Genomic DNA, 13812 nt, shown 5'->3' with positions numbered 1-13812 from the left:
GCGCGACGCTTGAGCATTGCTAATTCCTGTTAAAACCAGGCATCCTGCATATCAAGCGTGGTGGTGTCGATGCTGGCCAGCAGCGCCAGTTGCGGCCCCACCTTGGGCAGCTCCCACTGGAAGAAGTACCGGCAGGCCTGTAATTTACCGCGATAGAAATCCACATCGCCGCCGACCAGCGATGCCGCCGCCAGCAATGCCTGCTGCAACCAGATCCACGCCACCACCACGTGGCCCACTGCTTCCAGATAGGTGCTGGCGTTGGCCAGCGTCTTGTTCAAATCGCCGACAGCATACAACTTCTGCGTGACTTCTTCCACGGCCTGCCAGGCTTGCTCTAGCGCATCCGCATGGGCCAGCAGTTCGACGCTGATGGTGGCCAGGCCAGGGCCGACCGCGTCCGGCGCACCAACGCTGCCGCGCACCTTGCGCACCGTCTTGCGCAGTTCGGCGCCGAAGCCACGGAACAAGGCGCCATCCTGCAACGTGACCTTGCGGCCCAGCAGATCCAGGCCATGGATGCCGTGCGTGCCTTCGTGAATCGCGTTCAAGCGGTTATCGCGGTAGAACTGCTCGACGTTGTATTCACGCGTATAGCCGTAACCGCCGTGAACCTGGATCGCCAGGCTGTTGGCCTCCACGCACCACTGCGACGGCCAGGATTTGGTGATCGGCGTCAGGAAATCCAGCAGCCGCGCCGCATGTTCGCGGGCTTCCGGCGTTTCCGCGCTGTTCTGTTCATCGACCAGCCTGGCGCTGTACAGCACCAGGCCGAGGCCGCCTTCGACATAGGCCTTCTGCGCCAGCAGCATGCGCCGCACATCGGTGTGCTGGATGATCGGCAGTTGCGGCTGCGAGGCGTCCTTCTGCGCCGGATGACGGCCTTGCGGGCGGTTGCGCGCATAGTCGAGCGCATGCAGGTAGCCGGTGTAGCCCAGCACCGCCGCGCCGAGGCCGACGCCGATGCGCGCTTCGTTCATCATGTGGAACATATTGGCCAGGCCGTGGTGCGGCTTGCCGACCAGGTAGCCGATGGCGCCGCCCTGCTCGCCAAAGTTGAGCAGACAGTTGGTGGTGCCGCGGTTGCCCATCTTGTGGTTCAGGCCGGCCAGCGAGATGTCGTTGCGCTCGCCCAGCGAGCCGTCGTCGTTGACCAGGAATTTCGGCACGATGAACAGCGAGATGCCTTTGACGCCGGGGATCAGCTTGCCGTCCTCGCCGGGAATCTTGGCCAGCACCAGGTGGATGATGTTTTCAGAGAGCTCATGCTCACCGGCCGAGATCCACATCTTGTTGCCGGTCAGGCGGTACTGGCCTTCGCCATCGGGCACGGCGCGCGTCGTGATGTCCGACAGGCTGGAGCCGGCCTGCGGCTCGGACAGGCACATGGTGCCGAAATAGCGGCCTTCCAGCATCGGGTTGACGAAGCGGGTGATCTGCTCCGGCGTGGCGCATTTGAGCAAGGTGTTGGCGTTGCTCATCGTCAGGAAGGTGTAGGCCGAGGTGCTGACGTTGGCCGCAGTCAGATACGCCGCCAGCGCCTTCTCGACCACCACCGGCAGCTGCATGCCGCCGCGTTCGTAGTCCTGCCCGGCCGCCATCAGGCCGGCCAGCGAAAAGGCATCCAGCGCCGTCTTCACCTCGGGGATGATCCGCACCTTGCCGTCCACGAGATGCGGCTCGTTGCTGTCGGCCTTCTTGTTATGCGTGGCAAACAGTTCGGTGGCGAGACGCTCGGCGGTATCGAGCGCCGCGTCGAAGGTTTCGCGGTTGTGGTCCTGGAAGCGGTCGCGCCGGGTCAGCGCCTCCGCATCCAGCCATTCGTACAGCATGAAGGACAGGTCGCGGCGCGACAGGATGGTCGAGCGCATGCTGCTTACACCACTTCGAACAGGCCGGCCGCTCCCTGGCCACCACCGATACACATGGTGACCACCACATATTTGACGCCGCGCCGCTTGCCTTCGATCAGCGCATGGCCGACCAGGCGTGCGCCGGACACGCCGTAAGGATGGCCCACCGCGATCGCGCCGCCGTTGACGTTCAGGCGATCCATCGGAATGCCGAGCGTGTCGGCGCAGTACAGCACCTGCACGGCGAAGGCTTCATTCAGCTCCCACAGGCCGATGTCCTCGACCTTGAGACCGGCTTTCTTCAGCAGCTTGGGCACGGCGAACACCGGGCCGATGCCCATCTCATCCGGCTCGCAACCGGCGACCGCGAAGCCACGGAACACGCCCAGCGGCTGCAGGCCCTTGGCGGCGGCGGTCTGCGCGTTCATCACGATGGCCATCGAGGCGCCATCGGAGAACTGGCTGGCGTTGCCGGCGCTGATCACGCCGCCGGGAATCGCGGTGCGGATCTTGGACACGCCTTCGTACGTCGTATCGGCACGGATGCCCTCGTCGGCCGAGATGGTCACTTCGCGCGACAGCAGCATGCCGGACGCCTTGTCGGCCACGCCCATGACGGTGGTCATCGGCACGATCTCGGCGTTGAACAGACCGGCGGCCTGCGCGGCGGCGGCGCGCTGCTGGCTCTGCACGCCGTATTCATCCTGACGCTCGCGGCTGATGTTGTAGCGCTTGGCGACGGTTTCGGCCGTTTGCAGCATCGGCCAGTAGATTTCCGGCTTGTTCTGCGACAGCCAGACTTCCTTATACATATGCATGTTCATTTCCTGCTGCACGCAGGAGATCGACTCGACGCCGCCGGCCGCATAGATATCGCCCTCGCCGGCGATGATGCGCTGGGCGGCGCTGGCGATGGTCTGCAGGCCGGACGAGCAGAAACGGTTGATGGTCATGCCGGCGGTGGTGACCGGGCAGCCGCCGCGCAGGGCGATCTGGCGCGCGATGTTGCCGCCGGTGGCGCCTTCGGGATTGGCGCAGCCGGCCAGCACGTCCTCCACTTCCCCCGCCTCAATGCCGGCGCGCTGGATGGCGGCCTGCAACACATGGCCGCCCAGGGTGGCGCCGTGCGTCATGTTGAACGCGCCTTTCCAGGATTTGGCAAGACCCGTGCGGGCGGTAGAAACAATGACGGCATCGATCATGAGAGTCTCCTATAGTGAAGGTGTTGTTTGAGCCAGAATAGCATGTTTTTAGTACGGTCGTTCGTAAATATTATTGTAAGTTTCGCGTAAGCTTCAAGCAAGCATCGCGTAAGGTTTCGCGCCCACACTGCAATTAAGCTGACGAAGTAATAACTTGCTTATCGCTATCTCAGCTGGGGAAAAATATCCTAAAAAATCAAAGGAGACACATCATGGCAAATCCAGGTACCGCTGATCCGCGCAACCTATCCGGCAAGGCCACGCCGATCACCGCCGAAGAGCGCAAGGTGATCTTTGCGTCCTCGCTCGGCACCGTGTTCGAATGGTACGACTTCTACCTGTACGGCTCGCTCGCGCCGATCATCGCCAAGCAGTTCTTCATTGGCGAACCGACCACCACCTTCATCTTTGCGCTGCTGGCGTTCGCGGCCGGCTTCATCGTGCGTCCGTTCGGCGCCATCGTGTTCGGCCGCCTGGGCGATATGGTCGGCCGCAAGTACACCTTCCTGATCACCATCCTGATCATGGGCGCCTCCACCTTCATTGTCGGGCTGTTGCCCGGCTATGCGGCGATCGGCATCGCGGCGCCCATTGTGCTGGTCGGGCTACGGATACTGCAAGGTCTGGCGCTGGGCGGCGAGTATGGCGGCGCGGCCACCTACGTGGCCGAGCATGCGCCGGCCGGCAAGCGCGGCTCGTTCACGGCATGGATTCAAACCACCGCGACGCTGGGCCTGTTCCTGTCGCTGCTGGTGATCCTGGGCACCCGTACCGCCATCGGCGAGGAAGCGTTCAATGCCTGGGGCTGGCGCGTGCCGTTCCTGGTGTCGGTGCTGCTGCTGGGCATTTCGGTGTGGATCCGCATGTCGATGAATGAATCGCCGGCCTTCGCCAAGATGAAATCCGAAGGCAAGACCTCGAAGGCGCCGCTGAGCGAAGCCTTCGGCCAATGGCGCAACCTGAAAGTCGTGATCCTGGCGCTGATCGGCCTGACCATGGGCCAGGCGGTGGTGTGGTACACCGGCCAGTTCTACGCGCTGTTCTTCATGACCCAAGTGCTGAAGATCGATGGCGCCAGCGCCAACATCATGACCGCCCTGGCGCTCGCGCTGGCAACGCCGTTCTTCATCTTCTTCGGCATGCTGTCGGACAAGATCGGCCGCAAGTGGATCATTCTGGGCGGCTGCGTGATTGCGGCGGCCACCTACTTCCCGCTGTTCGGCGCGCTGACCCACTACGGCAACCCGCAACTGGAAGCGGCGCTGAAAAATTCGCCAGTGGTGGTGTACGCTGATCCGGCATCGTGCCACTTCCAGTTCAACCCGACCAACACCAAGAAATTCCCATCGTCGTGCGATATCGCCACCGGCATGCTGTCCAATGCCTCGGTGAACTACACGACGCAGGATGCGCCAGCCGGCAGCGTGGCCAAGATCAAGGTCGGCGAGAAGGAAATCACCTCGTTCAACGCGATCATGACCCCTGACGGCCTGAACTTCGACAAACCGTCGAAAGACAGCGAAGCGGCGCTGAAGAAAGAAGTCGGCGGCGCGATCAAGGCGGCCGGCTATCCAGCGAAAGCCGACGAAATGCAGATGAACAAACCGATGGTGGTCTTGATCCTGTTCATCCTGGTGCTGTACGTGACCATGGTGTACGGCCCGATCGCCGCCATGCTGGTGGAAATGTTCCCGACCCGCATCCGCTACACCTCGATGTCGCTGCCTTACCACATCGGTAATGGCTGGTTCGGCGGCCTGCTGCCGACCATCTCGTTCGCGCTGGTGGCGTTCAAGGGCGACATCTACTACGGCCTGTGGTATCCGATCATCGTCGCCCTGATCACTGCCGTGATCGGTGCGCTGTTCGTCGGCGAAACCAAGGACAACAACATCTACGCGGCCGACTAACTCTCACCGCACAGCACAAAGCCGCCTCCGGGCGGCTTTTTTCATTCGGGGTCAGTTCCGCCAATCGCACACGAGCGCGACTGTAGATGCTCCATTTTGTGCACTATGCGACTGACGGTGCGGTAGGAAATGTGGAAGTGCGCGGCGATCTGCGTCATGGTGTAGGCGGTGGAGAGACATGCCTGGGCGATCGCCTCATCGCGGTCCGCAAACTTGGCCTGGCACTCCGCAAGCGACAGCGCGAGTGCACGCCGATGCTCGCGCGGTACTTCGTTGAGCAAGTCCACAGAGCGAGCGGAGCGGTAAGTGGTGACGAAGGCGTCGTCCCCTAACAAAAGCTGATGGCGTATATTCTTGATGGGACTATCAGCGCCGACGCCCACCGCGACAAATCGTTTATAGGCACCGATGGCTTCTGTCCTGTTGGCGCCGAAGTACCCAAGCAGCCAATCGATTTGCAGCCACATTGGCGGCGGTGCATCCTGCATGGTCAGGGCGTAGCTGCTCCACGGCCACTCGTCTAAAAAGCTGTACACAGGGCGCCGGCAAATTCCAATCGTAGAGGGCGGCTCATTCAGCCACCCTACACCGCTCCGCCGCAGCGGAATATGACGCAGATCAGCAGAACCCCGCGTCAATCCGCATCCGGAGCGCTTACAGCCGCGCTCGTGTGCGATTGGCAGAACTGCCCCCGGTTTGGAAACGTACCCGGTTACGCGGCTTTGCGGCGGCGGGCGATGAAGCCCATCAGGCCCAGGCCGCCCAGCAGCATGGCGTAGGTTTCTGGTTCCGGCACCGCGGTGATATTCGACGAGGCGAATTCCACACGCAGGCCGGTCGGGTTGCCGCCGTTCTGCTGCCAGTTGGTGACCACGAAGTCCAGCTTGTTCAGGCCGGCGACGAAGCCGCTGTTGGCGCTGAACGAGGTCCAGTCGGTAAAGCCGGCGGCGGTGCTGATGACGCTGTTGTTCAGCTTGACCGTGACGGCGTTGTCGGCGGCCAGGCGGCCCACGAACGAGGCGGTCGAGGCGTTGTAGCCGGTCAGGTCGAACGACAGCGTGTAAGTGTAGGTGCCGGCGCTCCAGGCGTCAAAGCTCTGGCCCTGGCTGCTGGTCGGCGTGATCCACTTGGAGTCGGTGCTGTTGGCCAGCCACGGGTTGATCGGCCATTGGCTGTCGTTGGTGATGACCGGGACGGTGCTGGCGATCGTGGTGTCGCTGCTGGCCGCGCTCAGGGTGTAGTGGGTGTCGCCACTGCCTGCGGCGCCAACGACGCCAGTGGACACAACGCCAGTATTTTGCAGGCCGGCGATGCTGGCTGCGTGGGCGGAACCAATTGCTGCGATTGCCAGTGCGGCAGAGATGACGATGCGTTTCATGAGAACCCCTAAAAAGTGATTGGTGAAGTTGCCAGCATCGATAGGCATGCCGGTTTTTCATCATCGAACCATTTTTTGGGGTTGCGAAGAAGTAACTCCTGTTGCTGTAAATTATATCGGAGTTTTTGTAGAAATGCTCACAAGCCATTAATATTTCTTTAAGGCACGTGAGCATTTGTTCACACTTTATTTAGAGCGGCGACGGCGTGCCACCACGCCCATCAGCGCCAGGCCGCTCAGCAGCATGGCGTAGGTTTCCGCTTCCGGCACGGCTGTCACGTTGGATTCCCGAAATTCCACGCGCAAGCCCGTCGGATTGCCGCCACTAAGTGCCTCGTTGGTAACAACAAATTGCAGCGTGTTGAGTCCGGAGATGAAGCCGCTGGACGCGCCAAAAGTGGTCCAGTTGCCGTAACTGTTCGCGCTGCCGATATTGTGAGAATTCAGCAGGACCTGGACAGTATTGTCGGAGGCAAGGCGTCCGCTGAACCATGCGGTGGCCGGGTTGTAGCCGCTCAGGTTAAAAGTCAGCGTGTAGGTGTAAATCCCATCGGCGCTGGCGTCGAAAGATTGCGCCTGGTTTGAGGTCGGCGTGATCCACTTGGAATCGCCGCTGTTCGGTACCCATGTGCCCACCGGATAACCGCTGTCCGTGATGTACGGCAGTATGTTGGAGATGGGAGTGTCGCTGCTGGCGGCGAGCAGCGAGTAATGGCTATCCTGCGAGCCACTGGCGCCAATGCCGGTGTTGTACAGGCCGTTGATATCGGCATGCGCTGCGGACATGCTGGCCGCAGCCAGTGCTGCTGCAAAAATAATGTGCTTCATGTGAACCCCTGTTATTAGTATCGTTTTTCGGAATGCCCGCTGACTGCCAGCCGTTTTCCGGGCAGGGAAAACACAACGGCCGGGATCGATTATAACGATCCCGACCGCAAATTGTGATCAAACTAATAATTGATATGTCGTATTTGCAATAGAAATTAGCTATTAAAGTTCTTTCCTGTAGCCGCAAGTTTTTGCAACAACGGCGCCGGTTGCCAGGCTTTGCCCTCATGGCCCTTGGCGTATTTGTTGATCGCCGCCAGCACATTCGGCAGCCCCACCGTGTCGGCGTAGAACATCGGACCGCCACGATACAGCGGGAAGCCGTAGCCGGTCAGATACACCATGTCGATGTCGGATGCGCGCAACGCGATGCCCTCCTCCAGGATCAGCGCGCCTTCGTTGACCAGCGCGTACACCAGCCGCTCGACGATTTCCTGGTCGCTGATCTTGCGGCGCGTGATGCCCAGGTCGGCCGAGTGCTTGACGATCATGGCGTTCACTTCGTCGTTTGGATAGGCCTTGCGGTCGCCGGCCTTGTAGTCGTACCAGCCGGCGCCGGTTTTCTGGCCGTAACGCCCCATCTCGCACAGCAGGTCGGCGGTTCTGGAATAGCTGATCTCCGGCTTTTCGACGTAGCGGCGCTTGCGGATGGCCCAGCCGATGTCGTTGCCGGCCAGGTCGCCCATGCGGAACGGCCCCATGGCAAAGCCGAACTTTTCAGCCGCCTTGTCGATCTGTTCCGGCAGCGCGCCCTCCTCCAGCAGGAAACCGGCCTGGCGGCTGTACTGCTCGATCATGCGGTTGCCGATGAAGCCGTCGCACACGCCCGACACCACGCCGGTTTTCTTGAGCTTCTTGGACAGGGCCAGCGCGGTGGCCAGCACGTCCTTGGCGGTTTCCTTGCCGCGCACGATTTCCAGCAGCTTCATCACGTTGGCCGGCGAGAAGAAGTGCGTGCCGATCACGTCCTGCGGACGCCTGGTGAAGCTGGCGATCTTGTCGACGTCCAGCGTCGAGGTGTTGGTGGCCAGGATGGCGCCCGGCTTCATCACCTCGTCGAGCTTGCGGAACACCGCTTCCTTGACGCCGATTTCCTCGAACACCGCTTCCACCACGATGTCGGCCTGGCCGATCTCGTCATAGGACAGCGTGCTGCTCAACAGGCCCATGCGCTGGTCCAGTTTTTCCTGGGTCAGCTTGCCCTTCTTCAGCGTGTTCTCGTAGTTCTTGCGGATGGTGGCGATGCCCTTGTCCAGCGCTTCCTGCCTGGTTTCCAGCAGCTTGACCGGAATGCCGGCGTTCAGGAAGTTCATGGCGATGCCGCCGCCCATGGTGCCGGCGCCGATGATGGCGGCCGACTTGATCGGGCGCACCGGCGTATCGGCCGGCACATCCGGCACCTTGCTGGCGATGCGTTCGGCAAAGAAGGCGTGGCGCAGCGCTTTCGACTCGGTGGTCTGGATCAGGTGCAGGAAGCGCTCGCGCTCGAACTTCATGCCATCGTCAAATTTCATGGTGACCGAGGCGGCCACGGTTTCCACGCATTCCAGCGGCGCCGGGAACGGGCCGGACATGGCCTTGACGGTGTTGCGCGAGAATTGCAGGAAAGCTTCGTGGTTCGGGTAATCCACCTTGCGGTCGCGCACTTTCGGCAGCGGACGCACGTCGGCGATTTTCTCGGCGAAGGCCACGGCCGATGGCAGCAGGTCGGCATCGGCGGCAAAAATTTCATCGAACAGCGCCGGCAGTTTTTCCGACAGCACCGGATTGCCGGAGACAATCATGTTCAGCGCCGGCTCCAGGCCCAGCACGCGCGGCAGGCGCTGCGTGCCGCCCGCGCCCGGCAGCAGGCCGAGTTTGACTTCGGGCAGCGCGATCTGCGCGCCCGGCATGGTGACGCGGTAATGACAGCCCAGCGACAGCTCCAGCCCGCCGCCCATGCAGACGGTGTGAATGGCGGCGACGACCGGCTTGGTCGAACCTTCGGCGGTGGCGATGAAAGTATGCAGGCTCGGTTCGGCCAGCGCTTGCGGGGTGTTGAATTCCTTGATGTCCGCGCCGCCCGAGAACGCCTTGCCGGCGCCGGTGATGACGATGGCCTTGACCGCGTCGTCGGCCAGCGCGCGCTGGATGCCGTTGACGGCGGCGGTGCGCGTCGCCAGTCCCATGCCGTTGACCGGCGGATTGTTCAGCGTAATGACGGCTACGGCGCCGTGCACTTGGTATTCAGCAGTCATGTCTCTTCCTTATCTTTTTTGGTGGGAGGGCTACCTGTCAACTATACCGCATAAAAGAACGACCGTCTTTTTATTTGATTGCGACAACCGTCGCACGGGCTGCACTTTTGGCGGAGGAGACGTCGCTTTGCAACGCGGAGAACGCGCGAAAAATTTGTTGCTTCATGCTCACAATATACTGAATTCTTATTGTGATCGGCTTGCTTCGGTTTTAAATAAACGAAATAATAAAAACTACTCGCATATATTCCCCGCCCCCGAATATCAAAATAATTCTCTCCAAATATCACAGTTATTAAACGGATTACGATATTTGGCATTTCTTCATATTTGATAGGGATTCTCCAATGAATGCTCCAAGCCAGGTAATTCAAACGCAGGACGTCGAACTGCAAGCCATCCACGCCGCATTGAACCGCGTGCAGGCGGTCATTGAATTTGACCTGGAAGGAAAAATTCTGCACGCCAATGAGAACTTCCTGCGCGTACTCGGCTACTCGCTGTCGGAAGTCCAGGGCCGCCATCACTCCATGTTCTGCGAACCGGAATTTGCCGCCAGCCCCGCCTACAAGCAGTTCTGGTCACGCCTGGCCGTCGGCGAATACGAGCACGGCGAATACAAGCGCCTGGCCAAGGGCGGCCGTGAAATCTGGATCAACGCCTCATACAATCCGATCATGGATGCCGACGGCAAGCCGTACAAGGTGATCAAGTTCGCCACCGACATCACCGACACCCGCATGCGCAACGCCGAGTATGAAGGCAAGGTCAGCGCCATCGCCAAGGCCCAGGCCGTCATCGAATTCGACATGAGCGGCAACGTCCTGACCGCCAACGACAACTTCCTCGACGTCATGGGTTACTACCTTGATGATATTAAAGGCGAACACCACCGCATGTTTGTCGATCCTGATTTTGCCGCCAGTGCAGACTATAAACGTTTCTGGCAAAAATTGAATCGTGGCGAATTCGATAGCGGCCGTTATAAACGTGTAGGTAATAATAAGAAAACTGTATGGATACAGGCGACTTATAATCCGATCATGGATTTGAACGGCAATCCGTATAAAATCGTCAAGTTTGCGACTGATATTACCGCCCAGGTCGAACTGGAACACTCGGTGGCCGCCAAGGCCAAGTCCGACGGCGAAAAAATCGCCCGCCTGCTGGACTCGGTCGAACACGCCGCCAACGGCGACCTGACCAGCAAAGTGCTGGTCGAAGGCGACGAACCGCTGGATCAGCTGGCCGAAGGCATCAGCAAGATGATCGACGACCTGCGCAAGGTGATCAGCAACGTGGTGATGTCCGCCAGCGGCCTGGCCGACGCGTCGACCACCATTTCCGAGCGCTGCAACGGCGTGGCGGTCGGCACCCAGGCGCTGGGCGCCACCGTGGAAGAGATGAACGCCTCGATCGACGGCCTGACCAGCTCGATCAACACCATCGCCGGCAACACCTCGGACGCCGACGCCATGGCCAAGTCGACCCAGAACGAAGCGGAAATCGGCGCCAAGGCGGTGGCCAAGTCGATCGAAGCGATGGACCTGATCAACCGCTCGTCGGAAGACATCGGTGAAATCGTCAAGGTGATTTCCGACATCGCCAACCAGACCAATATGCTGGCCTTCAACGCCGCCATCGAGGCAGCGCGCGCCGGCGAGCACGGCCTGGGCTTCTCGGTGGTCGCCGACGAGGTGCGCAAGCTGGCCGAGCGCTCGTCGCAGGCCACCAAGGAGATTTCCAAGCTGATCAACGAGTCGGTCAAGCGCGTGTCCGCCGGCAGCGAGATTTCGCGCCAGGCCAGCGACGCCTTCGACAAGATCCTGGCCGGCGTGGTCAAGACCACCGAGGCGATTTCCGACATTTCCAAGGCCACCAACGAGCAGCTGCTGACGGCGCGCGAAGTCAGCACCGCGGTGCAGTACATCGCCGAGGAGGCCGAGAAATCGGCCGCCGCCTGCGACAGCATCGCCCGCTCGACCGAAGGCTTGAACCAGCGCGCAGGCGATCTGAACAAAACCGTATCCGGCTTCACGGTGTAATCATGGAAGCCACCGGCTTTAGCCCGGCGACGCTGAGCGCGCTGATCGCGCTGGTGCGTAAGCACACCGGCATCGCCATGACGGAACGTAAAAGTGTGCTGCTGGAACGCCGCCTGCGCCCGCGCGTGCAGGCGCTGAACCTGGCCAGCTACCAGGCGTACCTGGACAAGGTGGAGCAGGACCGGGCCGAGATTCCGCATTTTATCGACCTGGTGACCACCAACGACACGCTGTTCTTCCGCACGCCGCAGGTGTGGGATTACGTCGAGAAGGAATTCCTGCCGCAGTGGTGGGCCGCGCATCCGGGCCAGCGCCTGAAAGTGTGGTCGGCGGCCTCCTCCAGCGGCGAGGAACTGTATTCGATGGCCATGCTGTGCGAGGAATTCGCCGCCGCCAACGCCGGCTTCAGCTACCAGATCCATGCGACCGATATTTCGCAGCAGATTCTGGCGCTGGCGCGCGATGGCCAGTACACCGGCCGCTCGGTTGAACGCATCCAGTCCACGCATCCGGACTGGGTCAAGAAATATTTCCGTCCCAGCGCCAATGGCCTGCGGGTGGTGGATGCACTGAAAAAAAACGTCGAGTTGGCCCAGCATAATTTGCTGACTCCCCTAAAGCCGGCCAAACAGTTTGACCTGGTATTTCTGCGCAACGTACTGATCTACTTTGATCAGGAACAGCAGCAGACCATCCTGCAGCAAGCCCGTTTGAGCATGGCATCCCACGCGATCATGATCGTGGGCGAATCCGAATCGATCACTGGCCTAAACACCGCCTACCAGTTCGACCGGCCGATGATATATAGAATGGAATAGGCGGTGTACCATGCAAGCGATCTTCAATCTCCCGTTACAGCAGCCGGTCCCGGTCGCGCCTCCGCATTGGGCGGATTTCAGCGAGCGCACCGACAATGGCCCGCGCGCGCCATTGCAAGTGGCGATGGGCCAGCTCAAGCTTGGCATCCGCACTGAGCAGCTGCAAGCGCTGCTGGGTTCCTGCGTCGGCATCGGCCTGATCTGGAAGAAACGCGGCCGCTGCGCGCTGGCCCACTGCCTGCTGCCGGAATGCCCGCAGATGGCCGATGAATTCGGCGCGCGCTATGTCAATCAGGCCGTGCCGTCGCTGCTGCGCCTGATCGGTGCGACCGAGGCGGACTATGCGGACATCGAGGTGGTTGTCGCCGGCGGCGCCACCATGCTCAACAGCTGCTCCAGCCGCCTGCAGATCGGCCAGCAAAACGCCGAAGCCGCGCGCAAGCACCTGCGCAAGCACGGCCTGAACGTCACCTATTGCCGCATCGGCGGCAAGTGCGGCCGCACCATGACCATTGATTGCGCCACTTGCACTTACTCGGTGCAGGAAATCGTCACCACTACCCAGGGAGCCGCATATGCCTGATGCCTCGGCGACGTCCGGCACCGAACTGTTCGGCTCTTTCGTACTGGGCGAAGATGAATTCGCCCTGCCCGCCAGCTGCTTTCGCGAAGTGGTCAATTATCCGGCCAAGGTAACGGCGCTGCCGCTGTCGCCCCGCTTCCTGGAAGGCGTGTTCACGCTGCGTGGCAGCGTGATCCCGGTGGTCAATCTGGCGCGTGTGTTCGACGCCGGCGCCCGCGCGGCGCAGCCCACCGACAAGATCGCGATTCTCGATTATGAAGGCGTACTGGTCGGCATCCTGTTCGACGCCACCGGCGAAATCCTGCGCGTGCGGCCGGAGCAGCGCAGCACGCTGACCTACACCGACGGCGAAAAGCGCGGCGTGGTGGCCGGCACCATCATGCTCGACCATGGCGCGCGGCTGGTGCAGATCCTCGATCCCGATGCGCTGGTACGCATCGAGAACGTGCCGCAGGTGCTGGCGTTGCAATCGGCCGCCGACAAGGCAACGCGCCGCCATCAGGGCGAGCGGCGCCAGTGCGTCAGCTTCCATGTCGGCATTTCCTCGTTTGCCTTCGAGATGGGCGCGATCCAGGAGATTATCCGCGTGCCGGAATTGCAGGCCTCGGTGCTCAACAGCGCCCTCTGCCTGGGACGCATCAACTTCCGCGGCGCGCCGGTGGCGGTGGTGGACTTTGCCACGCTGCTGAATGCGGCAACGGGCGATGCGCCGGCTGGCGAACGGACCTTCGGCCCAGACCAGCGCATCATCGTGGCGCGCATCGACGACGCCACCATCGGCTTCCTGGTCGACTCGGTCGACAACATCGTCAATTTCTACCGTGAAGAGATCATGCCGATTCCGCTATTGAGCAAGGCGCGCGCCGGCATGTTCGGCGGCTGCCTGTCGAAGCCGGACCTGGGCGACATCTTCTTCCTCGATCACCAGCAGATTTTCTCCAGCAGCGAAATCAAGGAA

General features: G+C 61.2%; 10 protein-coding genes and 1 pseudogene. 5 read left to right on the top strand and 6 right to left on the bottom strand.

All coding sequences use genetic code 11. The features are described from left to right. Window positions 1–29: 29 nt before the first annotated feature. Window positions 30–1871, bottom strand: coding sequence for an acyl-CoA dehydrogenase (locus GJ695_RS00635; protein ID WP_154361686.1), 1842 nt, complete (start codon window positions 1869–1871; stop codon window positions 30–32). A gap of 5 nt (window positions 1872–1876) precedes the next feature. After that, a complete protein-coding gene (locus GJ695_RS00630) occupies window positions 1877–3055 on the bottom strand; it encodes an acetyl-CoA C-acyltransferase (RefSeq protein WP_154361685.1) in 1179 nt (392 codons plus the stop codon). A 212-nt stretch (window positions 3056–3267) separates the two neighbouring features. Here GJ695_RS00630 and GJ695_RS00625 point away from each other — a divergent pair, with 212 nt between their 5' ends. Further along, the gene (locus tag GJ695_RS00625) at window positions 3268–4965 is read left to right on the top strand and encodes an MFS transporter (protein ID WP_154361684.1); all 1698 of its coding nucleotides are present in this window, start codon (window positions 3268–3270) and stop codon (window positions 4963–4965) included. 41 nt (window positions 4966–5006) lie between these two features. On the opposite strand, the gene GJ695_RS00620 is transcribed toward GJ695_RS00625, so the two are convergent. The 4 genes from GJ695_RS00620 to GJ695_RS00605 form a co-directional block, all read right to left on the bottom strand. Next, a complete protein-coding gene (locus GJ695_RS00620; RefSeq protein WP_154361683.1) occupies window positions 5007–5432 on the bottom strand; it encodes a helix-turn-helix domain-containing protein in 426 nt (141 codons plus the stop codon). Window positions 5433–5677: 245 nt separating this feature from the next. Then, window positions 5678–6343, bottom strand: a complete 666-nt coding sequence (locus tag GJ695_RS00615) for an FxDxF family PEP-CTERM protein (RefSeq protein ID WP_154361682.1) — start codon at window positions 6341–6343, stop codon at window positions 5678–5680. A 186-nt stretch (window positions 6344–6529) separates the two neighbouring features. After that, window positions 6530–7171 (bottom strand): PEP-CTERM sorting domain-containing protein, encoded by a 642-nt coding sequence (locus GJ695_RS00610; protein WP_154361681.1) that lies wholly within the window; start codon window positions 7169–7171, stop codon window positions 6530–6532. A gap of 155 nt (window positions 7172–7326) precedes the next feature. Next, complete coding sequence (locus GJ695_RS00605) at window positions 7327–9408, bottom strand: 3-hydroxyacyl-CoA dehydrogenase NAD-binding domain-containing protein (protein ID WP_154361680.1); 2082 nt, start codon at window positions 9406–9408, stop codon at window positions 7327–7329. Window positions 9409–9755: 347 nt separating this feature from the next. Between GJ695_RS00605 and GJ695_RS00600 the strand changes: the two genes are divergently transcribed. From GJ695_RS00600 to GJ695_RS30585, 4 genes and pseudogenes are all read left to right on the top strand, one after another. Beyond that, window positions 9756–11453 (top strand): methyl-accepting chemotaxis protein, encoded by a 1698-nt coding sequence (locus GJ695_RS00600; protein ID WP_154361679.1) that lies wholly within the window; start codon window positions 9756–9758, stop codon window positions 11451–11453. A gap of 2 nt (window positions 11454–11455) precedes the next feature. Then, window positions 11456–12271 (top strand): CheR family methyltransferase, encoded by an 816-nt coding sequence (locus tag GJ695_RS00595; RefSeq protein WP_154361678.1) that lies wholly within the window; start codon window positions 11456–11458, stop codon window positions 12269–12271. A gap of 10 nt (window positions 12272–12281) precedes the next feature. After that, entirely contained in the window at window positions 12282–12854 is a 573-nt protein-coding gene (locus GJ695_RS00590) for a chemotaxis protein CheD (protein ID WP_154361677.1), read from the top strand. Beyond that, window positions 12847–13788: pseudogene (locus tag GJ695_RS30585) on the top strand (chemotaxis protein CheW); the annotation flags it as partial. The gene GJ695_RS00590 and the pseudogene GJ695_RS30585, both read left to right, overlap by 8 nt. Between the last annotated feature and the right edge of the window lie 24 nt (window positions 13789–13812).

The organism is Duganella alba (genome assembly GCF_009674495.1).
In the GTDB taxonomy this organism is placed as follows: Bacteria; Pseudomonadota; Gammaproteobacteria; order Burkholderiales; family Burkholderiaceae_D; genus Rugamonas; species Rugamonas alba.
This window is presented reverse-complemented; position numbering and strand designations above follow the sequence as displayed.